The organism is Pseudomonas azotoformans (assembly GCF_900103345.1).
GTDB classification, from domain to species: domain Bacteria; phylum Pseudomonadota; class Gammaproteobacteria; order Pseudomonadales; family Pseudomonadaceae; genus Aquipseudomonas; species Aquipseudomonas azotoformans.
The window spans coordinates 3,242,893-3,265,743 of record NZ_LT629702.1 but is presented as its reverse complement, the minus strand read 5'-3'; the positions used below and the strand labels follow the sequence as shown (position 1 = coordinate 3,265,743).

Sequence of the window (22,851 nt, the reverse complement as noted above, 5' to 3'; positions counted from 1 at the left end):
AAACTACACTGTGCAGTGTAATTTATAAGCGATCCGTAGGAGTCACCCGGAAATGGCCACGATCTCGTCGCGTGTCGATTCTTCGCCAGCAGCGCCCAAGCAAGGCCAAGGGCACTTCAGCAACGATGCCCCCGTACAGCACGGTGGCTTCGGCAAGACCTTGCGCATTTTCTGGAACATGTTGTTCAACAAACCACGCAGCACGCGGCCGGTGGGGCAGATCCCGGTCCAACCGCTGACTCGCGAGCAATTGCTGGCGGCCCCGGATCACAGCGTGTTCCGCCTTGGGCATTCCACGGTGTTGCTGAAAATGCGCGGTAAATTCTGGGTAACCGATCCGGTATTTGCCGAGCGTGCCTCACCGTTCAGTTGGGCCGGCCCCAAGCGCTTCCATCAGCCACCGATCAGCCTTGAAGAGTTGCCGCCCCTGGAGGCGGTGATTCTTTCCCACAACCACTACGACCACCTGGACCGCAAGGCTGTCGTCCAATTGGCCGACAAGGCCCGTTATTTTCTTGCGCCGCTGGGCGTGGGCGACATCCTGGTCAAGTGGGGCGTGGAGGCGAGCAAGGTGCGCCAGCTGGATTGGTGGCAGGGCACCGAGGTGGATGGCATTCGGTTTGTCGCCACCCCTGCGCAACATTTTTCCGGGCGTGGCCTGTTTGATGCGAACCAGACTCTGTGGTGTTCCTGGGTGATGATCGATGGTCCTCGGCGGATTTTCTTCAGCGGTGATACGGGTTACTTCGACGGTTTCAAACGCATCGGCGAGCAGTACGGGCCGTTCGATTTGACCTTGATGGAAACAGGTGCCTACAACGTCGACTGGCCCCATGTGCACATGCAACCGGAACAAACCCTGCAAGCGCATATCGACCTCAAGGGCCGCTGGCTGCTGCCGATTCACAACGGCACCTTCGACCTGGCGTTCCATGCCTGGCACGAACCCTTTGACCGCATCATGGCCCTGGCCTGGGAGCGTAACGTATCAATCACCACGCCGCAGATGGGGCAGGCGTTCAGCTTGAATCAACCTGAACGAGGCGGGGCGTGGTGGCTGGAGGTGGAAACCCAGGGGGTGCAGGAACACCTCGCCAGCTGACGGAAGAGGCATCGGAAAAAGGAGTTTTCAAGCTGTTTCAGAGCTGCGACAGGCACCAGCCTACGGTGCGATGATCCCCGGAAAGTCATTAGTCGGGGGACGGTTTTATGGAGAGCAAGTGTAAGAAATATTGGCAAGCGGGTTTGCCTTGTCCGACAGGGCAACCAGTGTCTGCGCTGACTGACTCGTCAGGCCAGGCAACGGCAACCCAGGAGCACACCAGTCCGCGTGGTATCGCTTTCGGTGTTGATCCCCAGGCTCAGGGCGCCTTGGGAAGAAGCGTCCCGATCCCGGGGTATGACGCCCCAGGACTCCCCTTCAAACCTTCGCGCGACCCGTCGCTGTCATTGATTGCATTGAGTGGTATTGACCCCTCTGGGCCAGTGATGGTGGAAGTGCCCCTAGTACAGAACAACACGACCTTTACGGCTACCAGTGTGTTGCAGGGCAGGCGCCTGGGGTTTGCCGAGCGGTTTGTTGAGGACGCTGAACATCAGTTGATTGAGCACAGCCCCTCCTTCCTCAGAGCGCTGGACATCCTGCGCCGGTCCGGCGCCGTCCTGGTACCGGTGCTTGCATATAGGACTGGCGCCCTGCATGCCCGCAATGAAATCGATGGGCTTGTGCATGAGTATCGACTGGATGCCTTGATATCCGACAGTCGCAGCAGCGCATTCCATGAGGCCTGTTGGAGTGGTTATCCAGGGCTGGGTGAGCCGCTTGAGGATGGCGCGACATTGTGGTTCTACGGTGCACGATGGGCGAAGGCGTGGTTGGTGGCCCTGGTGCGCGAGTATCGAAGCTCCCGTCGTTTGATGGACTCATTGGAAAGCTACCCGTTGTGTTGAACTGTCCCACGCAATGAACCGCCCGCGTCGCGCTGCCCGGCAGGAGAAGAGTTTTTAGACTGGCCCACGGATCAACGTTGGTCCTTCGTCATTTCTTACTCCTTGAGAGGTCTTATGATAGGTATCGCATATGGAATGGGTTCCATCGTCTGGCAGTTAATACAGTCTTTTGCAGACGGCAACTCTTCTGTTGTTTCAAAGCCAGTCCCTTCGGGGACCGAGTACCTCAATGTCAATGAGCTTGGCGCGCAAATGGCCCAAGGCAGGTTCGGTTCAGCCGACTTGGTCACGTACCTGCAGGAGCGGATTCGCGGCGTCGACCCGAAACTGAACTCCGTCATCGAACTCAACCCTGACGCACTTGAAACCGCGCGCGAGCTGGACCGTGAGCGAGCCAACGGCAAGGTGCGTGGCCCCCTGCATGGCATTCCTGTTTTGCTCAAGGACACCATCGAAACTAACGGCATGCAAACCAGTGCAGGTGCTTTTGGGCTGGTGGGGGCACCTGTCGGCAAGAACGCCCCACTGGTCGACTACCTGATCAAGCAGGGCGCGGTGATCCTCGGTAAAACCAATATGACCGAACTGGCAGGGTTTCGTGGTGGTCCTGATGGCTGGAGCAGCCGGGGCGGACAAACCCGTAACCCACACGGTGCGGATGCCGCCGTCGGGGGTTCCAGTTCCGGGTCTGCCGCCGCAGTCGCAGCAGGGCTGGCGCCCTTGGCGGTGGGGGCTGAAACCAGTGGTTCGATTATTGTGCCAGCAGCGCGCAATGGGGTTGTCGGGCTCAAGCCCAGCGTTGGCTTGCTGGACCGTAACGGAATTATTCCTGCAAGCCAGCACCAGGACACTCCGGGACCGATGGCGCGTTCGGTCCTTGATGTGGCGCTGATGCTCAATGCCATGTCGGGCAGCGATCCCAAGGATCCGGCGAGCCAGGGAGCGCCCCAAGGTATTGATTACACAAAATCACTGGTCCCAGGCGCCTTGAAAGGCAAGCGTATCGGTTATCCCGCAACGTTTTCTGAAACGGGCGAATCCACACCCACTAAGGACAGTGAGTCATTCCGCCGGATACTTGCCGTACTTCGTGAGCAAGGCGCAGAGGTGGTGCCGGTCGAGATGCGCCTGGCTGATGATTCGCGCTGGGTAGATTTGTTGTTCTCGGACGTGAAGGATGAATTGAATACTTATCTGGGCAAGCGCCCAGGGTTGCCAGTCAAGTCACTGACTGAACTGATCCGGTTCAACGATAAACGCGATGGAGCTGAAGTGGATCACCAGTCAGTCCTCAAGGAGATCAATGCCCAAACCCTGACGCCCGAGCAGAGCAAACCCCTTTGGGATGAGCTCATCCGGGACTTTCGCACTACCATTGATGACCCGATCAAATCGGAGGGTCTGGACGCAATGGTGTCGGATTTTGAGACTAACGATTATTTCGGGGTGGCAGCAGCCGGTTACCCAGGCATCACTGTCCCTTCTGGTAAGGATGAGAATGGGCTACCGACCAGTGCGTATTTTTTCGGGACCCAGTGGTCCGAACCCACCTTGCTGGCCGTGGCCCATGGGTATGAGCAGGCAGCCCATGCTCAAATCAAGCCGGTGCTTTGACGCCGCAAATGATACGTCGGGCATTGCAACTGCATGCCTGACGTTTCGCGGTTGAGGGGGGGGCCATGGGGGGCCGTCCAGGCGCTGACCAGCAAGGTGCTACGGCTGGACGCTATGCACCATTGGGTTGCGCGGTGGGTGAGTCAAGTGGTGACGAAGTTGCCCCGATCAAACGAGAGATGATCCCAGGGGCTGCGTGTTCGGTTGTGGCGGCGTCAACGCGGCGCGCACTCATACCCCACCCCGGCGCAAACCCCGGGAAAAACACCAGGCCTTCAGCCTCCAACCGGAAGGCCAGAGCCAGGCGGGTTTCATCCCCCACGTCGTATTGATTTTCAAACTGTTGAACCGCTTCGACCGCCACGCCAGCCTGAATAGCCAGGTGTTCACGGCTCCAGCCCAGCATCGAGCGCGCTTGCACGCTGTGTTTGGCGGTGAATTGATGCAGGACGATCTGCTGTTCTACGAAAGAGCTCATTGCCAGAGAGGACATGGGGTGTCTCCAGGGTTTGACGGGGAGGACAAACTATACTGTGTTTTTGTACAGTTGTTTTGACCGCTCATCAACTGGATTTTTTTACGACATGGCCTTGCTCGATTTCCTGCGCCCTGGCAGTAATCTATTTGCCAGACGATGGCGATGACAGGTACAAAAAAGCTGCATTTGAAGAACCGACTCAGTAGCTTGGTTATGATGGTCACGCGTGACTTGCCGACGGATTCCGAGTTGGCAGTTCTCACTGAAGAGGTGCTGGATGCGATGAGTTATGCCGTCCGACAACCTTATGACATTGAATGGGTGGATGTCCCTTTATCACAAACCTGGACGGTTGGTTGCTGGCGTGGGAAGTAAAATGAAGGAACAACTGCAATGCTGACATTCAATTGCTCACAAGCTGCCTGTGAGTTTTTCAGCCGAGTACACAAAGGCAAAAAGCATACGCCCGTTCTACGGCCTGCTCTGCCTGTCGAGAGCTATGATCTTCACAGCGACCCCCATCAGTGGCTGGTGCATGCTGCGACAGTTAAACGCAAGCATGTGATAGTGGTTATGCATCTTAAAACCCGTTACTGCATGCTCTTTTTCGATATGAAAAAAGCTGATAGCGAACGATTTTTCCAGGTGTTCTTCGAGCGTTGGACAGCCGGTATTCTAGATAATGCGTTGAAATGCGCAGTGCTGGATTGGGTCGATCCTCAGCTGCTCGAGCAGATGTTGGCTAATCAGGCCTATTGCCTGGTCCAACGTGGCGATCGCAGTGGCCAGACTACCCTTAATGAAGTACTGCGGTTCTTTAAATGGGATGCCGAGGATTTTGATTTCGTAACGCAGCCTTGGAGTCCATTGCGCTACGACGCAGGAATCAATCGAACACCCCGAGGATTCAAAGGGCAAAACGCTTATGTGTTTCCTGATGAGGAAATGCTGATCCACTGGTTGGTAGCCTTCGGGGGCGTAGGTGTCGCCAAGGCTCAACAAACACGCGAAATCTATCGGGCATACAAAGCGTCCTGCCGCTGATGCGTACTATTCCACCCCTGGCGCCTCCCGAATGATCAGGTGATCCAGGTTCTCAATATTCGCGCTGAACACCCCGAACGTCTGCTCGGGGTTTTTCTTGCTCGGTACCTGTTTCAGTTCCGGCGTCACCCCATAGAAGAAGCAGTACAACGCCTGTTCACTGTCCACCACCGCCCTGATCTGCTCCAGGAACGCCTTGCGTTTGCGATAGTTCTCGATGAGTTTTTTGCTCAGGTAGACGTTGACCGAATAGGGCTTCTTGTCGAGCCACACTTTCTTTTCGAAATCGATGCGAAAGCTGCTGGTGTAATCCTTGATTTCTTTGATCTTGCCCCAGTAGATCAGGCCTTTGTTGTCCTGCAGGTATTCGATCTTCTTGAAGAACGTCCAGTAGGTGGCGGTGTGATCGCCGATCTTCAACGGCATGGACTTGAGCTTGTCCTTGTCGTCGATATTGGACACGTAGCATTCCACCGGGTGGGCGAACACGCTGGTTTTATCTGGTGTGGTGTCGCTGGCGCTGTGGGAAGCGGAGATGCGGCTTGAAGGGGTATTCGTTGAGTCTTGTGGGATGCTTCCTTCGGTGTCCATCAATGGGGGCTTTCGCTCGTACTGACGACGGGTGAGTACAAATTCCGATGGGAAATTATCCTCACGCTCGTCGTCGTTTTCGCCGGCTGCGCTCTTGTGGGTGCTGGCGTAGCGGCAGCCGTCGATATGCCGGGTGCCGGTCTTGTTCTTGAAGTGCGGCGTGCGCAGGTAATTGACGTTCTTGGCGTTGAAGGTGCTCAGAGTATTACCGGTATCAAACGCTGCCCGGCACTCATCGTTGGGGCACAGGAAACGGTCCTTGTCGGAGTCGAAGTCGGCGGTCTCGTCGAAATTCAGGTCTCGTACGTCGTAGATCGACAGCTTGTCATCGAGGCTCAGGCTGTAGGCCGTGTCGAATTTCATGGGGCTCGGGTCCATCAGAGGTTTCGCTATTAATAGCGGGATCCTGGGTAAATATCAGCAAGAACCTGCTACCCGTCGGCCACTCAAGAAACACAGGGTGCCACCCACCGCCGTCAACCCGGCCAGCGCATAAAACATCGTGGTGGCCGGTGAGTTGATCAACAGATAGCCGCAAATCACCGGGCTCAACGCCCCGCCAAAGGCCGCCAGGTTCTGCGCGCCGTAGTAACTGCCGCGCAGCGACTCGGGTGCGAGGGTGTCGATAAACAGGAATTCGGACGGGAAGATAATCATCTCGCCCAAGGTAAACACGAACATCGCCACGCACCACGACAGCAGGCTGTCGGCCTGGCTGAAACCGATCAGGCCACCGACGAACAATGCCGTGCCCAGCAGGATCCAGTAGCGCAATTGCTCACGCTTGAGGAACCGGCCGATCTGGTATTGCAGCAGCATCACGGTGATGGCGTTGCAGGCCAGCACGGCGGAAAGAATCTTCAGCGCATCATCCGGGTTATGAATCACCAACAGGAATTGCGACAGGTACAAGGTGTAGCGGCCATGCACGATGGTGCTCAACAGGCTGCCGCCGGTGAACAGGACCAGGCTGCGGTCGTTGCGCAGGGTTTTCAGGGTGGTGAGAAAACTCAAGGGTTTGGTGCTTTCATCACGCAGGGTGGGCGGGATGCCGATCATCAGGAACACGCTGATAAACGCGATGGCACTGGACAACAGAAACGGCAACAGCGGCATTTGCCCGGCGATCACGACCCCGACCATAGGGCCGGTGGCATAGCCGATATTGGTGAGCGTATAGCGCAGTGAAAACACCCGGGCGCGCTGCTCCACCGGCAGGTTCTCGCTGATGATCGCCTTGGAGCCGATCAGGAAAAGCGCAGACGCCGACTCGGTGATCACCAGCGTCAAGGTGGTGAGGTAGAGGTTGGTGGCAAAGGTCAGTAACAGAAAACCGATGGAGCTGGAGAGCATTGCCAGGATCAGCAGCTTGCGTTTTTCCATGCGGTCGATGACGTAGCCGCCATACAGGCCCATCAACGTGGCGGTAAACACCGCGATGCCCATCAGCAAGCCGATGTCCTGCTGGTCCAGGCCCAAGCGGCGACTGAGCAGCAAGGTCATCAAGGGACTGGTCATGGCCCGGCTGATGACGATGGTCAGCGAGCAAATCATCAGGCGGCGGATTACCAGGGAGTAGGTGGCCACGGTGGGGCGGGTGTCCTTGTCTGGGGGGCTTGGTTTTCTGTAGGAGCGAGCTTGCTCGCGAAGATAGCCAACGATAACGCGGGGCATCAGATTGTCCGCGTGGGGCTCGGGTTCTTCGCGAGCAAGCTCGCTCCTACAGAGGAAGGGTTACTGGCCGGAGTTGATAGTGATCTTTTCGACCGCACCTTGCTCCAGGTCCCACTTCTTCAGGATCTTGCCGTAGGTCCCATCATCGATCATGCCCTGCAACGCTTCACTGATCGCCGTGACCAACTCCGTATTGCTCTTCTCAATCCCAAGCCCTGTGAACTGCTTGGAAATCGCCAGACCCACCGGCTTGTACTTGCCCTTATCCAACGACATCAGATATGGAATGGTCTCGCTGCCCTGCATCGCAGCGTCCAGACGGTTCTGCTGCAACTGCGCCCGCGCATCCGCCGAGCCCTCAGTGCCGATCACCACGATCGCCGGCTTACCCGCCGCTTCGCAGTTTTCCTTGCTCCATGCGGCAATTTCCGACGGCCAGGTGGTGCGGCGACTGGTGCCGACTTTTTTACCGCACAGGTCGGTCAATTCCTTGAGGTCTTCGCGCTTGGCCAGGGTGTAGAGCTGCGGGCCGCTGGTGAAGTAGTCGATGAAGGTCACCGCTTTCTGGCGTTCGGCGGTGTCGGTCATACCTGACAGTACGATGTCCACGCGCTTGGTGGTCAGGCCGCTGAGCATTTGCTCGAAGCCGGTTTCCTGCCATTTGATCTTCACGCCCAGGCGTTCGGCCAAGGCATTGCCCAGGTCGAAGTCCAGGCCGGTGAGCTTGTTGGTGGCGGTGTCCTTGAAGTCCATCGGCGGATAGTTCGGCACGATGGCCGCGCTGATCTCGCCCTTGTCCTTGATTGCCGCCGGCAATGCCGCGAAAACAGCGGTGGAGGCCATCAGGCCTGCGAGCAACGTTGGGATAAACAATGTTTTCATAGGGGCGTTCTCGTTTGTTTTTTAGTTAAGTGCGAACGGCAGAAATAAAGCTTTGGGTACGCGGGTTTTGTGGGCTTATTAGAATTTCTTCGGGGCTGCCGGCTTCCACAATCTGGCCGGCATCCATAAACACCATGCGGTTGGAGACTTCGCGGGCGAAGCCCAACTCATGGGTGACCACGATCATGGTCATGCCGGTGGTGGCCAGGTCGCGCATCACCGACAGCACTTCGCCTACCAGCTCCGGGTCTAGGGCTGACGTGGGTTCGTCAAACAGCATCAGCTTGGGGCGCATCGCCAACGCACGGGCAATCGCTACACGTTGTTGCTGCCCACCGGACAATTCCACCGGGTAGGCATTGCGCTTGTCCGCCAGGCCGACGCGGGCCAGCAACTCCAGGGCGTCCTCGGTGGCTTCCTTGGGCGACCGCTTCAGCACCTGGCACGGGCCTTCGATGATGTTCTGCAGCACGGTCATGTGCGGGAACAAATTGAAACGCTGGAATACCATGCCGGTGGCCAACCGCTGGCGGGCAATCTGCGATTCGTTCATCTCATGCAGCTTGTTGCCGACGACCCGGTAACCCACCAGTTCGCCGTCGACCCACAGCCCGCCCTTGTCGATTTTTTCCAACTGGTTGACGCAGCGCAGCAGGGTGCTTTTACCGGAACCCGACGGGCCGATGATGCACATCACTTCGCCCTGCTCGACCTCGATATTGATGTCGCGCAGCGCGTGATACTGGTCGTAATACTTGTTCAGGTTGACGGCCTTGACGATGCTTCTCATGGGGCAAATCTCCTCAACCCAGACTTACGAACGCTTGCCGGCGCCGCGGGCAAAACGGCGCTCAAGGCGGCTTTGACCAAATGAAAGAACAGTCACCACCGCCAGGTACCAGATGCCGGCCACGATCAGCAGCTCCATGACCCGCGCGTTGGCGTAGTAGATGTTTTGTGCGTTGTGCAGCAGCTCCGAGTACTGGATCACGCTGGCTAGGCTGGTCATTTTCACCATGCTGATGAACTCGTTGCCTACAGGCGGAATGATCACGCGCATCGCCTGGGGCAGAATCACCCTACGCAGTGCTTGCAGGCTCGGCATGCCGATGGACTTGGCGGCTTCGTACTGGCCGGTGTCGACCGACAGCAATCCGGCGCGCACCACTTCGGCGGTGTACGCACCTTGGTTGATGCTGAGGCCGAGCAGGGCGGCCACGAACGGCGTCATCAGGTCGACGGTGTCGATGCTGAACAGGCCGGGAATCGCGATCACCGGGAAGATCAGTGCCAGGTTGAACCACAGCAGCAGTTGCAGGATCAACGGCGTGCCGCGAAACAGCCAGGTGTAGGTGATGGCCACGTAGCGCAGGATCGGGTTGGCCGACATGCGCATGATCGCCGTGATCACCCCGATCACCACGCCCAGCGCCATCGCCAGAATCGACATCACGATGGTGTTCACCAGGCCCCAGAGAATGGCCTCAGACGTGAGGAACTGCCCGATGTAGGACCATTCGATCTGGCCGTTGGCAAACGCACGCAACAACGCGGCCAGCACGATCACAATCAAGGTGGCAAAAAACATCCGCCCGTAATAGCGACGCGGCACGTGTTCGTACTGCGTGATATCGAACTGGTTTTCGGACAACTTGCGCTCGGCTGCCAGGCGCTCGGCCGGGGTTTGGTTCATGGTCTTACTCCAAAACTGATAAAGCTCTTGCTGTTGATCGTTCCCACGCTCTGCGTGGGAATGCCGCCCTGGACGCTCCGCGTCCCGCTATTGACGCGTGACTTGGCGACGCGGAGCGTCACAGGATGCATTCCCACGCGGAGCGTGGGAACGAGCGTCAAATACGAAACCCGGTGTAGTCGTCGGCCCATTTCTGTTGAGCCGCCAATGCCCCTTTCAATCGCTCAATCTGCTCCCGAACCCGCTCCGGCGCCGTCCCACCCCACCCACTGCGCGCTGCAATCGCCGCTTCCAGGGTCAGGCAATCGCGCACCTCAGGCGTCAACCGCGCATCCACCTCCGCCAACATCGCCGGCGAGGCTTCCCACAATTCAATCTCATGCTTCTCACAGGCCTGTACCAAGGCGCCGGTAATCTCATGGGCCTCCTTGAACGGCACGCCGCGAGTGGCCAACCAATCCGCCACCTCCGTCGCCAAGGTAAAGCCCATCGGCGCTTGCCTGCGCAGTTCCTCGACCTGCACCTTCATGGTCGCAACCATCCCGGCCATCGCCGGCAGCACCAGTAGCAACGTGTCCACACTGTCCAACACGCTGTGCTTGTCTTCACTCAAATCGCGGTTGTACGACAGCGGCAACGACTTGAGCGTCGACATTAAGCCGGTCAGGTTGCCAATCAAGCGCCCAGCCTTGCCCCGCGCCAATTCGGCAATGTCCGGGTTCTTCTTCTGCGGCATGATCGAGCTGCCGGTGGCGTAGGCATCGTCCAGCACCACCCAGCGAAACTGCCGCGAAGACCACAGGCAAAACTCTTCCGACAAGCGCGAAATATTCACCCCGAGCATGCCCGCCACAAACAGGAACTCCGCAACATGGTCACGGCTGGCGACAGCGTCGATGGAGTTTTCACACGGCCCGGTGTAGCCCATTTCCTTCGCCGAATGCTCCGGCTGCCGTGCAATCGCAGAACCGGCCATTGCCGCCGCACCCAGTGGCGACAACGCCGTACGCGCATCCCAGTCCACCAGGCGTTGCACATCGCGCAACATTGACTGGGCATGCGCCAGCAAGTGGTGGGCGAACACAATCGGTTGCGCCTGCTGCAAGTGCGTGAAGCCCGGGCAGATGCTCTCCACATGCTGCTCAGCCTGCTCCACCAACGCCTGTTGCAAACCCAACACCTCGGTGGTGATGGTGCGCGCATGGTCGCGTAGGAAAAGGCGCAGGTCATTGGCGGTTTGATCATTACGCGAACGCCCGGCGCGCAGCTTGCCGCCCAAGGCGCCGAGGCGCTCGGTCAATACGCGTTCGATAAAGGTGTGCACGTCCTCGTCATCCAGGGTCGGATGCAGCGTGCCGGCGGCGAAGTCCGCACCAATACTGTCCAGTGCTTCGAGGGTGCGCAAGGTCTCCGACTCGTCCAGCAGGCCGGCGCGCTGCAATTCACGGGCATGGGCACGGGAGCCGGCCAGGTCGTAGGGCGTCAGGCGGAAATAGCGCTCAGGGCAACGGGACAACGCGGCCAATGCAGCAGACGGGCCGGTCTTGAAACGAGCGCCCCAAAGGCGGTCGGTGGGCTGGGACATGGATGTTCCTCACGCTTGTTTTTAGAAGAGTCGGAGGCAGTAAAAATAAGTTTTCAACTAGACTGAACCAGCGTCTGACGCGCCGTATTCAAGGTTGCCAAGGGCGGATGTTTATGTTCATTATCGCCGCCTGGCTATGTTCAAGGATTGGGTTGAAGCCTGTTGAATATGGCACTTGAGGTCAACGCGTATTATGGAAACTCCACTTTCCACTTCTGGAAACCTGCCACCCAAACCCGGCACAAGACCGCCCCTGCAACTGAGCGGGCTGGACTTCAAATTGCTGCGCGTGTTCATGGCCGTGGTCGAAGCCGGCGGCTTCAGCGCCGCGCAAAACGAGCTGAACGTGGGCTTGGCGGCCATCAGCAAACAGATTTCCGACCTTGAGATTCGCATCGGCATGCGCCTGTGCACGCGGGGCCGAGAAGGGTTTGGCCTGACCGAAGAAGGCAAGTTGGTGTATCAGGCGTCCATCGAGTTATTTACCTCGGTAGACAGTTTTCGCGACAAGCTTAGTTCGGCGCAAAACGAGCTTATTGGCGACCTTAGTGTGGGTGTAATTGATAACACCGTGTCCGACGTTAATTCCCCGCTCATTACTGCGCTGGGGAAATTACATAGCGAGTCGCCGAAAATTAGATTGCGCCTACATGCCTCGCAATTGGACGAAGTTGAACGCGGCGTGGTCGAAGGGCGGCTGATCGTCGGTATCGTGCCGGTGTATCAACGGCGTGAAGAGTTCGATTATTTCCCGCTGTATGAGGAAAAGGCCCACGCCTACTGTGCTGTAGGACACCCGCTGTTCAATGCGAGCGACATCACCCCAGACGTGTTACGTCAATACGAAGTGGTCAACCATCGGTATGCGATCCATCGCGACAAGGCCAACTTCGTCAACTATGACAGTCAGTCCGCGTCGGCCTCACAAGTCGAAGCCGTCGCGATCCTGATCCTCACTGGCCGTTTCCTCGGCTTCTTGCCCGAACACTACGCCACGCCCTTGGTGAGAGAAGGGCGCCTGCGCGCACTGTGCCCGGAGCAAGTGCACCTGAGCACCGCCTTCAACCTCATCCTGCGCCACAACGCCCCACGCAGCCCGATGGTAAAAGCCTTCGCCACAGCCCTGGGCGTAGACCTCAAAGCCACGACATAAACGCCCGTTGAACACCGATTAACGGGATGACAAAGATCAAATGTGGGAGTTGTCGAGCTCCGGCGAGGCTACGAAGGGATCGCCTCGGTCTCCTGACGGACCCTCAACTCGGATCGCTGCCCTTAAGGTTGTTATCGTTTTCAAATGAAATGGCTAATTCGTTAGCTAATTTAAGAGCGCATTAGCGTTTTCGTACTCACAAAATTATCGTTTTCGTCTAATATTCCCCAATAGTTATCGTTTTTTAGCGTTCGTTAGGGGATTCGACCATGCAGGTAGGTTTCAAGGCACTCGCTGACCGCTACCGTATCGCGCTTGCACAGCCACTACGCGTCGAATCGGTAATCGGTACGACCCGTATGAGCCACGAGAGCAATGGACATGTCGAGCGTAAGTACCCCCTCAGCTACCAACCCTCGGACGACTTTGCAGGGCATTTCGAGTTCGGGCTCAAGTACGAAGAAATTCACCTCGAATTCTTCGCTCGCCTATTTGCTGCAGCCGGCCCTGAGCCCGTCGAAGCCTGGTGCCGGCAAACGCCTTTTGGTCAATATGCCCGCCGCACAGGATTCCTGTACGAGTGGTTAACCGGACTGCACCTTGATGTACCAGATGTTACCAATGGCGGCTATGTCGATGCTGTTTCATCACAGCATTACCTGACCCGAGTTGAGCCTTTGCGTATAAGGCGTTGGCGCATCAACGATAATCTTCCCGGCGTACCTGCGTTCTCTCCCTTGATCCGTCGCACCGAAGCCGTGCAAGAAGCGTTGCAGTTTGATCTGGGCGCAGCACTGGGGGAGCTGAACCAGACCTTTGGCGCTGATATCCTGATGCGCACGGCGAGTTGGCTGACGTTCAAGGAGTCGCGTGCCAGCTTTTTGATCGAGAGAGAGGCAGACAAAGCCGACAGGATCCAGCGGTTTGCCCACGTGATCGCCAAGTACTGTGGTCACATCGAGAATCCGTTGAGTAATGAAAGCCTGCACACCTTGCAAGCCGGTATTTTGGGGGAAGAGGCGCTAGGGCTGGGCTTACGGCACTCACCGGTCTTCGTGGGGCAGGCCACCATGCGCGAGGACATCGTGCACTACATTGCGCCGCAATTTGAGGTGCTGACGCAACTGCTTGATGGCTTGAAAGCATTCGAGTTGGCAACACGGGGCGCTGAGCCGCTGGCCCGGGCAGCTGTAATCGCTTTCGCTTTTGTCTATATCCACCCCATGCGAGACGGCAATGGTCGGATCCATCGCTTTCTGATCAACGATACCTTGATCCGTGATAAGGCGGTGCCTGATGGCGTAATCCTGCCAGTGTCGGCCACAATCACAAGCTCGATTGATTTCCGGGCGCGTTACGATCGTACGCTGGAGGCATTTTCGCGGCCATTCATGCAACGCTACGCTGGCTCCTATCGATTTGGAGAACTTGTAGTCTACGAGGACGGAACCCGCAGCAATCTGGTCTTCGATGACTACGACGATGCGCAATTCGCGTGGCGCTACCCAGACTTGACCGACCAAGTCTTGTATACGGCACAGGTAGTGGCGCACACGGTTCGTATAGAGATGGCTGATGAAGCGCGTGTGTTGGTCATCTTTCAGCGCGCCCAGGAACGGCTAAAAGAAGTGCTGGAAATGCCTGACCAGGACGCAAACCGAGTCATTCGCTCGTTAAAGGAAAATGGCTGGCAGGTATCGGGGAAATTGAAGAAAGCTTATCCGCAGCTGGAAGTGATTCACCTAGCCGAACGGATTGTGGAAGCGGTGCGATCCGCATTTGAAGATCAAGAATTGGGTAGCGGGGACGATTGATCGGAATGGGCCATCCGCGCACTTGCACCCCATGCTAGTGCGCGACCCACGGTCTACCCGCCAACCCCATCCACCCGCATCACCGCTGCAACCGAGCCCGCTTCTTCTTCGCATGAAAATGCCGAAAATGCGCATCCTGCGCCGCCGCCAGCAATTCCCGATCCCCACGCGTATCGCCCCAGGCACGCAGCCGATACTCGCCCAAATCCCCGTAAACCGCCTCAAGCCGCAACACCTTGTTCTCACACCGGCAGTTATTCCCGGTGAGCTTGCCGGTCAACACCCCGTCGACCACCTCAAGCTCCGTGCCGATCAGCTTGATCCCCAGCCGATTCGCAAACGGCTGCAACACCAGCGCCGGCGATGCCGAACACAACGTGACCTCCGCCCCGGAGCCCAACTCCTGCTCCACCGACAACACCCCGGTCGGCCGCATCAGCCGCGCCCAGGTCTTCTGGCAATACTCCTCGGCCTTCTGCTGCACCCATGCCTTCTCCACCCCGGTCATAAAGGTGCGGATCAACTGCGCCTTCAACTCATCCCGGCTGATCTGCCGCACCAGAAAGCGCAGCCCAGGCACCGCCAGTTTGACCATCCGGCCGTAGAACTCGCCGGGGCCAAAGGCAAACTTGAGGAAGGGCACGAAACTGTCGTGATGGGTCAGGGTGCCGTCGAAGTCAAAGACGGAAAGTACTTTGGCGTCAGCGGGGCCGGCTTCGAGCATGTCTGGGTTCACGGGTTGGCCTCGGTCCTATCGGGTATTTTTTGAGTGTGCATCAGGTGTGACAGCGGGAGTCTACTCCCGTGCCAATCTTCCGACTCTGGCGTAAAGCCCTTCGGTGAAGACGTCCCGGTCACTCGACCGGTGACAACGCTGATGGCAATTGGGGCACAAGGCTACAGCATTGGTGGTGCGATCCGAACCACTCAGGGCGAGGTGACCAGCTTGATGTGCTTCAAGAAGTGGCAATTCACCGCGTACAAAAAAGCCCTGAACACGTCAGGGCTTCATGGGGTTGCTTGGCTCAGGAATCAATCCCAGCTCAGCGCACCGCCAGTCTGGTACTCGATCACACGGGTCTCGAAGAAGTTCTTCTCTTTCTTCAAATCCATGATTTCGCTCATCCACGGGAAAGGGTTGGTGGTACCTGGGTACTCTTCCTTCAACCCAATCTGCGACAAACGACGGTTGGCGATGAACTTCAAGTAGTCTTCCATCATCGCCGCATTCATCCCCAACACCCCACGCGGCATGGTATCGCGAGCATATTCGATCTCCAGCTGAGTCCCTTGCAGGATCATCTGGGTCGCTTCTTCCTTCATCTCGGCATCCCACAGGTGTAGGTTTTCGATCTTGATCTGGTTGATCACATCGATACCGAAGTTCAGGTGCATCGACTCATCGCGCAGGATGTACTGGAACTGTTCCGCCACGCCGGTCATTTTGTTGCGACGGCCCATGGACAGGATCTGGGTGAAGCCGCAATAGAAGAAGATGCCTTCCAGCACGCAGTAGTAGGCGACCAGGTTGCGCAGCAGTTCCTTGTCGGTCTCGACGGTGCCGGTTTCGAACTTCGGATCGGAGATCGAACGGGTGTACTTCAAACCCCAGGCGGCTTTTTTCGCGACCGATGGGATCTCGTGGTACATGTTGAAGATCTCGCCTTCATCCATGGCCAGGGATTCGATGCAGTACTGGTAGGCGTGGGTGTGGATCGCTTCTTCGAAGGCCTGGCGCAGGATGTACTGGCGGCACTCCGGGTTGGTGATCAGGCGGTACACGGCCAGCACCAGGTTGTTGGCGACCAGGGAGTCGGCGGTGGAGAAGAAGCCCAGGTTGCGCATGACGATGCGGCGTTCGTCGTCGGTCAGGCCTTCGGGGTTTTTCCACAGGGCGATGTCGGCGGTCATGTTGACCTCTTGCGGCATCCAGTGGTTGGCGCAGCCGTCGAGGTACTTCTGCCAGGCCCAGTCGTACTTGAAGGGGACGAGTTGGTTGAGGTCGGCGCGGCAGTTGATCATGCGCTTTTCGTCAACGGCGACGCGGGCGGAGGCGCCTTCGAGTTCGGCGAGGCCTTCGGCGACGTCGAGTTTGTCGAGGGCGGCCTTGGCGCGGACGATGGCGGCGGAGTCATTGGCGGTGACGGCGCGGGCTTCGATGGCGGCGGCGGCGCCGGCACCGTCGAGGCGGTCCATGTTGGCTTCGGTGGCGTGGCCGGCGTTGGCGCCTTTGGTGGCTACTTCGCCTTCTTCTTCTTTGTCGAATTCGTCCCAGCTCAGCATGACGTGTCGTCTCCTGCGTGAGGGCTCAAAGGTGCCCGTGTGAAACCGGATGGTTGGGTGTTCACACGGCCCCCAGGGCCGCGGTGGATCTTAAGGAATCGTTTGTTGCAGCTAGCGCACGCATTAAACGGAATAGGGTTACGGGTGCTCTGCGTGAGGCTTGAGGTGCGGAGCGGTGGTTGCTTGCTCCAGCGGGAGGCCTCAGGTCTGACTCTTCATCCCAGTGTAAAGGGATATTGCAGGCCCGATTTACCCGCGCATTGTAGGGGAAAAAAAACGGTTTGTGTTGAGGCGGATGGTCACGGAGAGCGGCCAGAATGGCGTGTTTTTCGGCCAGAGTGCGGGTTTATAAGGCTTTGCTGGGGTTGGATTTTTTTGACGGGCGGTGGGATGTTTTTTGTGGGGCGCAGAGAGGCGTGAAGCGTCAGGCTTTATAGAGGTGGTGTGGCGGCTATCGCTATCGGGGGCAAGCCCCCTCCCACATTGGGGCGGGGTCGGTGCTTTGCCGCAAGAACAATTTCTTGCGGCGAATAAGTTCGAACTAACCAAGTGATTATCCGTTAGAACAACCATTGCCCATCACGTGGTAATTAAGAATATGACGCTGGCCCTGCGAGTCTTCATATTCCATCTTCACCGGTACAACTTCACACACTTCCGGAATACTGCTCATGGACAGTACTTTTGCCACGTCCAGATGGGTGCTGTAAGTGTAGTCTTCAACGATCGGGGTGTTGCGGCCAGCTACGTCAGTCGGGGCTTCGTCGGCCAGGGCGGCGGTGGCGCACAAGCTGCTGAGGGCCATAACTACTAAAGCTTTCATTTCTCTATTTACCTTCTTCAGGGCGAAAGGGGTCACGGGGCCCTTGTGAGGCCACGTGTGTAACTTAAGAGTTGGGAAGTTCGGATTAACGTTGCCTTCGTGGGGGCTGTTGCGTTGTTAATCACAGTGTCGTGTTGACGGAAGTGATTTTAGGCCCCCAAGTTATATTCATATACCCGTGCTTTTGATAAACACTATTGGCGGTTTTTGTAACAATCCTGTGGTAAAGCTTTTTTCACAAAGCCGCAAAGCGCCACGGCCCGCGGGTTAGAGGTGCAAACGGGGATATCAGGGCAATTTGTAGGGGCTTGTTACTACCATCGTCGAATGGTTCTATAGGGCCGCCCCGGCTACAACAGGGCCATACAACAACAACTATGTCACCGAGGTAAGAAAGATGAGTGCGGCTTCCCTGTACCCCGTTCGCCCCGAAGTAGCAGCCAACACGCTGACCGACGAGGCGACCTACAAGGCCATGTACCAGCAGTCGGTGGTCAACCCCGATGGCTTCTGGCGCGAGCAAGCCAAGCGCCTTGACTGGATCAAGCCTTTCACCACGGTGAAGCAGACCTCTTTCGACGATCATCACGTCGACATCAAGTGGTTCGCCGATGGCACCCTGAACGTTTCCTACAACTGCCTGGACCGTCACCTCGCCGAGCGTGGCGATCAAATTGCGATCATCTGGGAGGGCGACGACCCTGCCGAGAGCCGCAACATCACCTACCGCGAGCTGCACGAAGAAGTCTGCAAGTTCGCCAACGCCCTGCGCGGCCAGGACGTGCACCGCGGCGACGTGGTGACTATCTATATGCCGATGATCCCCGAAGCCGTGGTCGCCATGCTGGCGTGTACCCGTATCGGTGCGATTCATTCCGTGGTGTTTGGCGGTTTCTCGCCGGAAGCCCTGGCCGGTCGCATCATCGACTGTAAGTCGAAGGTGGTGATCACTGCCGACGAAGGTATCCGCGCCGGTAAGAAAATCCCGCTGAAGGCCAACGTCGACGACGCCCTGACCAACCCGGAAACCAGCAGCATCCAGAAAGTCATCGTGTGCAAGCGCACCAATGGCCAGATCAAGTGGAACCAGCACCGTGACATCTGGTACGAAGACCTGATGAAAGTGGCGGGCACTGTGTGTGCGCCCAAGGAGATGGGCGCCGAAGAAGCGCTGTTCATCCTCTACACCTCCGGCTCCACCGGCAAGCCCAAGGGCGTGCAGCACACCACCGGCGGCTACCTGTTGTATGCCGGCCTGACCCACGAACGCGTGTTCGACTACCGTCCGGGCGAAATCTACTGGTGCACCGCCGACGTCGGCTGGGTCACCGGCCACACCTATATTGTCTACGGGCCGCTGTCCAACGGCGCGACCACCGTGCTGTTCGAAGGCGTGCCGAACTACCCGGACATCACGCGGGTGGCGAAAATCGTCGACAAGCACAAGGTCAATATCCTTTACACCGCGCCGACCGCGATCCGCGCCATGATGGCCTCCGGCACCGCTGCCGTGGAAGGCGCCGATGGCAGCAGCCTGCGCCTGCTCGGTTCGGTGGGTGAGCCGATCAACCCGGAAGCGTGGGACTGGTACTACAAGAACGTCGGCCAATCCCGTTGCCCGATTGTCGATACCTGGTGGCAGACCGAAACCGGCGGCAACATGATGAGCCCGCTGCCGGGCGCTCATGCGCTCAAGCCGGGTTCGGCGGCACGGCCGTTCTTCGGCGTGGTACCGGCGCTGGTGGATAACCTCGGCAACCTTATTGAAGGCGCGGCCGAAGGCAACCTGGTGATCCTCGATTCGTGGCCGGGCCAGGCGCGTACCCTGTACGGCGACCATGACCGTTTTGTCGACACCTACTTCAAGACCTTCCGTGGCATGTACTTCACCGGTGACGGTGCGCGTCGTGACGAAGACGGTTACTACTGGATCACCGGCCGTGTGGACGACGTGCTGAACGTGTCCGGCCACCGCATGGGCACCGCCGAGATCGAAAGCGCCATGGTTGCCCACCCTAAAGTCGCGGAAGCGGCGGTTGTGGGTGTGCCGCACGACATCAAGGGCCAGGGCATCTATGTGTATGTCACCCTCAAAAACGGCGAAGAGCCGAACGAAGCGCTGCGCCTGGAGCTGAAAAACTGGGTGCGCAAGGAGATCGGGCCGATTGCTTCGCCGGACGTGATCCAGTGGGCGCCGGGCTTGCCGAAGACGCGTTCGGGGAAAATCATGCGGCGTATCCTGCGCAAGATCGCCACGGCTGAGTACGACGGGCTGGGGGATATCTCCACCCTGGCGGACCCGGGTGTGGTGGCGCATTTGATCGAGACGCACAAGACCATGAACGTCGCGTAAGGCGGGATAGTCAGATAAAGCCCCACCCGGTGTAAGCCGGGTGGGGCTTTTTTGTGCGACCTCAAAACCACCGGAGATCCAGTGTGGGAGGGGGCTTGCCCCCGATTGCAGTGGTTCAGTTGAAATGCCTTTCACTGACACACCGCTATCGGGGGCAAGCCCCCTCCCACATTTGGATCACCGGCAGATCAATAAATATCGGTTTATCGTGTAGGACGTTTCTGAATGTTACCGCCCACCCTGAATGTGTAACCTCGCGCCCAAACCTGAGGCAATGCGCTACGCTCCTGCACCGAAAAACCCCATTCCAGACACCCCAGGAAATAAGATTAAACGCCAGACTTGCCGTGCCAGAAGGGTTTGCGAATAATAGGCCCGCAATTTGCAGCGTCTACAGGTTTAATGTCTTTTGTCTCTGCATAAAATCCAGAGGCTGTCAATGAGCTGGAACCGCTTTCTCGGTGCTTCTGTAAATTGTTGTCGCATTGAGGAAATATCGGCTTCCAGCCTGTCGTTAGAATGCCGATCACTCGCTCGTCGTCTCCGGTGTTGAATCGGTGTAGGACGCAGCACCGCTATTCGGTTTCCCTTACGCCGCATCGTGGGCCATGGCTCATACTGCTGTTTTGCCCTATACCGATGGAGTCCCAAGATGAAGAAACTCGTGCTGTTGGGCGCCCTGGCGCTGTCCGTGCTGTCCATGCAGGCTTTCGCTGATGAAAAGCCCCTGAAGATTGGTATCGAAGCGGCTTACCCTCCGTTTGCCTCGAAGGCGCCGGATGGCAGCATCGTCGGTTTTGACTACGACATCGGCAACGCCCTGTGCGCAGAGATGAAGGTCAAGTGCACGTGGGTCGAGCAGGAATTCGATGGCCTGATTCCTGCGCTGAAAGTGCGCAAGATCGACGCGATCCTGTCGTCCATGTCCATCACCGACGACCGCAAGAAGTCCGTGGACTTCACCAACCGCTACTACCTGAGCCCAGCGCAGCTGGTGATGAAGGAAGGCACCACCGTCAGCGACAGCCTGGATGAATTGAAAGGCAAGAAGATCGGTGTGCAGCGCGGTTCGATCCACGATCGTTTCGCCAAGGAAGTCCTGGCCCCTAAAGGCGTCACGGTTGTGCCTTACAGCTCGCAGAACGAAATCTACCTGGACGTGGAAGCCGGTCGCCTCGACGGTACTGTGGCTGATGCCACCCTGCTGCAAGACGGCTTCCTGAAAACCCCGGCCGGTAAAGGCTACGCGTTCGTGGGCCCACAGTTCACCGACGCCAAGACTTCGGCGACGGCATCGGTATTGCTGTGCGTAAAGGCGACAAGGCCGAACTGGACAAGATCAACGCGGCCATCGCGGCGATCCGTGCCAACGGCGAATACAAGAAAATCCAGGACAAGTACTTCGACTTCGATATTTACGGCGCTGACCCTAAGTAACTCGTCGCAGCTGTCTGTCCCAAATGGCGCAAGCAACAGAATTCCTGAGGTTTGCGCCATTTTTTCATCCCCCTTTTCGAGGACCTGAATCATGTTGAAAGGCTACGGGGCCGTCATCCTCGATGGCGCATGGTTGACGCTTCAGCTCGCCTTGTCGTCCATGGCCTTGGCCATTGTTCTGGGTCTGATCGGGGTCGCGTTACGCCTGTCACCGGTGCGCTGGTTGGCCTGGCTGGGTGACTTGTACTCCACGGTGATCCGCGGGATCCCCGACCTGGTGCTGATCCTGCTGATTTTCTACGGCGGCCAGGACCTGCTCAACCGCGTCGCGCCGATGCTCGGCTACGACGACTATATCGACTTGAACCCCTTGGCCGCCGGTATCGGCACCCTGGGTTTCATCTTCGGCGCCTACCTCTCGGAAACCTTCCGTGGCGCCTTCATGGCCATTCCCAAGGGCCAGGCCGAAGCCGGCCTGGCGTATGGCATGAGCAGTTTCCAGGTGTTCTTCCGGGTGATGGTGCCGCAGATGATCCGTCTGGCGATCCCCGGTTTCACCAACAACTGGCTGGTACTCACCAAGGCCACCGCGCTGATTTCGGTGGTGGGCCTGCAAGACATGATGTTCAAGGCCAAGCAGGCGGCAGACGCCACCCGTGAGCCTTTTACCTTCTTCCTCGCAGTGGCGGCGATGTACCTGGTGATCACCAGCGTGTCGTTGCTGGCCCTGCGTCATCTTGAGAAGCGCTACTCGGTAGGCGTAAGGGCGGCTGATCTATGATCTTCGACTACAACGTCATCTGGGAGGCCATGCCGCTGTACCTTGGCGGCCTGGTGACCACCCTGAAACTGCTCGCCATCTCGCTGTTCTTCGGCCTGCTCGCGGCCTTGCCCCTGGGCCTGATGCGCGTGTCCAAGCAGCCGATCGTCAACGGCGCGGCCTGGCTCTACACCTACGTGATCCGCGGCACGCCGATGCTGGTGCAGCTGTTCTTGATCTACTACGGCCTGGCCCAGTTTGACGCCGTGCGCGAAAGCTTCCTGTGGCCGCTGCTGTCCAGCGCCACGTTCTGTGCGTGCCTGGCGTTTGCGATCAACACCAGCGCTTACACCGCCGAGATCATTGCCGGCAGCCTCAAGGCCACGCCCAATGGCGAGATCGAAGCGGCCAAGGCCATGGGTATGTCGCGCTACAAGCTGTATCGCCGCATCCTGCTGCCGTCGGCCCTGCGCCGTGCGCTGCCGCAGTACAGCAACGAAGTGATCATGATGCTGCAGACTACCAGCCTGGCCTCCATCGTCACCCTGATCGACATCACTGGTGCCGCACGCACGGTGAACGCGCAGTTCTACCTGCCGTTCGAAGCCTATATCACCGCCGGCGTGTTCTACCTGTGCCTGACCTTTATCCTGGTACGCCTGTTCAAGTTGGCCGAGCGCCGCTGGCTGAGCTACCTGGCGCCACGGAAGCATTGAC

19 protein-coding genes and 2 pseudogenes are annotated in these 22,851 nt (G+C 58.0%); 10 read left to right on the top strand and 11 right to left on the bottom strand.

What is annotated here, in order from left to right:
• Positions 1 to 52 precede the first annotated feature (52 nt).
• The 3 genes from BLR69_RS14575 (at position 53) to BLR69_RS14565 (ending at position 3,564) form a co-directional block, all read left to right on the top strand.
• Entirely contained in the window at positions 53 to 1,102 is a 1,050-nt protein-coding gene (locus tag BLR69_RS14575; protein WP_071496644.1) for an MBL fold metallo-hydrolase, read from the top strand.
• A gap of 386 nt (positions 1,103 to 1,488) precedes the next feature.
• Positions 1,489 to 1,950, top strand: coding sequence for a hypothetical protein (locus tag BLR69_RS14570; protein ID WP_071496645.1), 462 nt, complete (start codon positions 1,489 to 1,491; stop codon positions 1,948 to 1,950).
• A 114-nt stretch (positions 1,951 to 2,064) separates the two neighbouring features.
• Positions 2,065 to 3,564, top strand: coding sequence for an amidase family protein (locus BLR69_RS14565; RefSeq protein WP_083365810.1), 1,500 nt, complete (start codon positions 2,065 to 2,067; stop codon positions 3,562 to 3,564).
• Positions 3,565 to 3,676: 112 nt separating this feature from the next.
• Here BLR69_RS14565 and BLR69_RS14560 read toward each other — a convergent pair whose 3' ends face one another.
• Positions 3,677 to 4,057 (bottom strand): helix-turn-helix domain-containing protein, encoded by a 381-nt coding sequence (locus BLR69_RS14560; RefSeq protein ID WP_071496646.1) that lies wholly within the window; start codon positions 4,055 to 4,057, stop codon positions 3,677 to 3,679.
• 378 nt (positions 4,058 to 4,435) lie between these two features.
• On the opposite strand from BLR69_RS14560, the gene BLR69_RS14555 reads away from it, so the two are divergent.
• Positions 4,436 to 5,086 carry a DUF6933 domain-containing protein gene (locus BLR69_RS14555; protein ID WP_071496647.1) on the top strand — a complete coding sequence of 217 codons (651 nt, stop codon included), beginning with the start codon at positions 4,436 to 4,438 and terminating at the stop codon, positions 5,084 to 5,086.
• A gap of 6 nt (positions 5,087 to 5,092) precedes the next feature.
• Here BLR69_RS14555 and BLR69_RS14550 read toward each other — a convergent pair whose 3' ends face one another.
• The 6 genes from BLR69_RS14550 to argH all read right to left on the bottom strand — a co-directional run bounded on the left by BLR69_RS14550 (position 5,093) and on the right by argH (position 11,511).
• A complete protein-coding gene (locus tag BLR69_RS14550; protein ID WP_071496648.1) occupies positions 5,093 to 6,040 on the bottom strand; it encodes a hypothetical protein in 948 nt (315 codons plus the stop codon).
• 54 nt (positions 6,041 to 6,094) lie between these two features.
• The gene (locus BLR69_RS14545) at positions 6,095 to 7,264 is read right to left on the bottom strand and encodes an MFS transporter (RefSeq protein WP_071496649.1); all 1,170 of its coding nucleotides are present in this window, start codon (positions 7,262 to 7,264) and stop codon (positions 6,095 to 6,097) included.
• Positions 7,265 to 7,411: 147 nt separating this feature from the next.
• Positions 7,412 to 8,233: an ABC transporter substrate-binding protein gene (locus BLR69_RS14540; RefSeq protein ID WP_071496650.1), complete on the bottom strand. Its 822-nt coding sequence runs from the start codon at positions 8,231 to 8,233 to the stop codon at positions 7,412 to 7,414.
• Between the two features lie 25 nt (positions 8,234 to 8,258).
• Positions 8,259 to 9,023 (bottom strand): amino acid ABC transporter ATP-binding protein, encoded by a 765-nt coding sequence (locus BLR69_RS14535; RefSeq protein ID WP_016974699.1) that lies wholly within the window; start codon positions 9,021 to 9,023, stop codon positions 8,259 to 8,261.
• 24 nt (positions 9,024 to 9,047) lie between these two features.
• On the bottom strand, positions 9,048 to 9,926 hold the full coding sequence (locus BLR69_RS14530; RefSeq protein ID WP_071496651.1) for an amino acid ABC transporter permease: 879 nt from the start codon (positions 9,924 to 9,926) through the stop codon (positions 9,048 to 9,050).
• 157 nt (positions 9,927 to 10,083) lie between these two features.
• A complete protein-coding gene (gene argH / locus BLR69_RS14525) occupies positions 10,084 to 11,511 on the bottom strand; it encodes an argininosuccinate lyase (RefSeq protein WP_071496652.1) in 1,428 nt (475 codons plus the stop codon).
• A 193-nt stretch (positions 11,512 to 11,704) separates the two neighbouring features.
• Here argH and BLR69_RS14520 point away from each other — a divergent pair, with 193 nt between their 5' ends.
• Together BLR69_RS14520 and BLR69_RS14515 are read left to right on the top strand one after the other, a co-directional pair.
• On the top strand, positions 11,705 to 12,664 hold the full coding sequence (locus BLR69_RS14520; protein WP_071496653.1) for a LysR family transcriptional regulator: 960 nt from the start codon (positions 11,705 to 11,707) through the stop codon (positions 12,662 to 12,664).
• A 269-nt stretch (positions 12,665 to 12,933) separates the two neighbouring features.
• Positions 12,934 to 14,478, top strand: coding sequence for a Fic family protein (locus BLR69_RS14515; RefSeq protein WP_071496654.1), 1,545 nt, complete (start codon positions 12,934 to 12,936; stop codon positions 14,476 to 14,478).
• Between the two features lie 79 nt (positions 14,479 to 14,557).
• Here BLR69_RS14515 and BLR69_RS14510 read toward each other — a convergent pair whose 3' ends face one another.
• The 4 genes and pseudogenes from BLR69_RS14510 to BLR69_RS14495 all read right to left on the bottom strand — a co-directional run bounded on the left by BLR69_RS14510 (position 14,558) and on the right by BLR69_RS14495 (position 17,584).
• Entirely contained in the window at positions 14,558 to 15,202 is a 645-nt protein-coding gene (locus tag BLR69_RS14510; RefSeq protein WP_033901931.1) for an HAD-IB family hydrolase, read from the bottom strand.
• 72 nt (positions 15,203 to 15,274) lie between these two features.
• A pseudogene (locus BLR69_RS31170) lies at positions 15,275 to 15,448 on the bottom strand (HNH endonuclease); the annotation flags it as partial.
• A 62-nt stretch (positions 15,449 to 15,510) separates the two neighbouring features.
• Positions 15,511 to 16,761, bottom strand: a complete 1,251-nt coding sequence (locus BLR69_RS14500; RefSeq protein ID WP_076955195.1) for a ribonucleotide-diphosphate reductase subunit beta — start codon at positions 16,759 to 16,761, stop codon at positions 15,511 to 15,513.
• A 553-nt stretch (positions 16,762 to 17,314) separates the two neighbouring features.
• Entirely contained in the window at positions 17,315 to 17,584 is a 270-nt protein-coding gene (locus BLR69_RS14495) for a DUF2790 domain-containing protein (protein WP_028617622.1), read from the bottom strand.
• Between the two features lie 397 nt (positions 17,585 to 17,981).
• On the opposite strand from BLR69_RS14495, the gene acs reads away from it, so the two are divergent.
• From acs to BLR69_RS14475, 4 genes and pseudogenes are all read left to right on the top strand, one after another.
• Positions 17,982 to 19,937, top strand: a complete 1,956-nt coding sequence (gene acs, locus BLR69_RS14490) for an acetate--CoA ligase (RefSeq protein WP_071490555.1) — start codon at positions 17,982 to 17,984, stop codon at positions 19,935 to 19,937.
• 652 nt (positions 19,938 to 20,589) lie between these two features.
• A pseudogene (locus BLR69_RS14485) lies at positions 20,590 to 21,374 on the top strand (ABC transporter substrate-binding protein).
• A 91-nt stretch (positions 21,375 to 21,465) separates the two neighbouring features.
• Positions 21,466 to 22,155: an ABC transporter permease gene (locus tag BLR69_RS14480; protein ID WP_010208305.1), complete on the top strand. Its 690-nt coding sequence runs from the start codon at positions 21,466 to 21,468 to the stop codon at positions 22,153 to 22,155.
• The gene (locus BLR69_RS14475; protein WP_058426872.1) at positions 22,152 to 22,850 is read left to right on the top strand and encodes an ABC transporter permease; all 699 of its coding nucleotides are present in this window, start codon (positions 22,152 to 22,154) and stop codon (positions 22,848 to 22,850) included. The genes BLR69_RS14480 and BLR69_RS14475 overlap by 4 nt, the downstream gene beginning before the upstream one ends.
• Position 22,851: the final 1 nt, after the last annotated feature.

Excerpts from the sequence above, each read along its gene's own strand:
- BLR69_RS14575 (WP_071496644.1), top strand. The coding sequence starts at position 53 with ATGGCCACGATCTCGTCGCGTGTCGATTCTTCGCCAGCAGCGCCCAAG.
- BLR69_RS14570 (WP_071496645.1), top strand. The coding sequence starts at position 1,489 with ATGGTGGAAGTGCCCCTAGTACAGAACAACACGACCTTTACGGCTACC.
- BLR69_RS14565 (WP_083365810.1), top strand. The coding sequence starts at position 2,065 with ATGATAGGTATCGCATATGGAATGGGTTCCATCGTCTGGCAGTTAATA.
- BLR69_RS14560 (WP_071496646.1), bottom strand. The coding sequence starts at position 4,057 with ATGTCCTCTCTGGCAATGAGCTCTTTCGTAGAACAGCAGATCGTCCTG.
- BLR69_RS14555 (WP_071496647.1), top strand. The coding sequence starts at position 4,436 with ATGCTGACATTCAATTGCTCACAAGCTGCCTGTGAGTTTTTCAGCCGA.
- BLR69_RS14550 (WP_071496648.1), bottom strand. The coding sequence starts at position 6,040 with ATGAAATTCGACACGGCCTACAGCCTGAGCCTCGATGACAAGCTGTCG.
- BLR69_RS14540 (WP_071496650.1), bottom strand. The coding sequence starts at position 8,233 with ATGAAAACATTGTTTATCCCAACGTTGCTCGCAGGCCTGATGGCCTCC.
- BLR69_RS14535 (WP_016974699.1), bottom strand. The coding sequence starts at position 9,023 with ATGAGAAGCATCGTCAAGGCCGTCAACCTGAACAAGTATTACGACCAG.
- BLR69_RS14530 (WP_071496651.1), bottom strand. The coding sequence starts at position 9,926 with ATGAACCAAACCCCGGCCGAGCGCCTGGCAGCCGAGCGCAAGTTGTCC.
- argH (WP_071496652.1), bottom strand. The coding sequence starts at position 11,511 with ATGTCCCAGCCCACCGACCGCCTTTGGGGCGCTCGTTTCAAGACCGGC.
- BLR69_RS14520 (WP_071496653.1), top strand. The coding sequence starts at position 11,705 with ATGGAAACTCCACTTTCCACTTCTGGAAACCTGCCACCCAAACCCGGC.
- BLR69_RS14515 (WP_071496654.1), top strand. The coding sequence starts at position 12,934 with ATGCAGGTAGGTTTCAAGGCACTCGCTGACCGCTACCGTATCGCGCTT.
- BLR69_RS14510 (WP_033901931.1), bottom strand. The coding sequence starts at position 15,202 with ATGCTCGAAGCCGGCCCCGCTGACGCCAAAGTACTTTCCGTCTTTGAC.
- BLR69_RS14500 (WP_076955195.1), bottom strand. The coding sequence starts at position 16,761 with ATGCTGAGCTGGGACGAATTCGACAAAGAAGAAGAAGGCGAAGTAGCC.
- BLR69_RS14495 (WP_028617622.1), bottom strand. The coding sequence starts at position 17,584 with ATGAAAGCTTTAGTAGTTATGGCCCTCAGCAGCTTGTGCGCCACCGCC.
- acs (WP_071490555.1), top strand. The coding sequence starts at position 17,982 with ATGAGTGCGGCTTCCCTGTACCCCGTTCGCCCCGAAGTAGCAGCCAAC.
- BLR69_RS14480 (WP_010208305.1), top strand. The coding sequence starts at position 21,466 with ATGTTGAAAGGCTACGGGGCCGTCATCCTCGATGGCGCATGGTTGACG.
- BLR69_RS14475 (WP_058426872.1), top strand. The coding sequence starts at position 22,152 with ATGATCTTCGACTACAACGTCATCTGGGAGGCCATGCCGCTGTACCTT.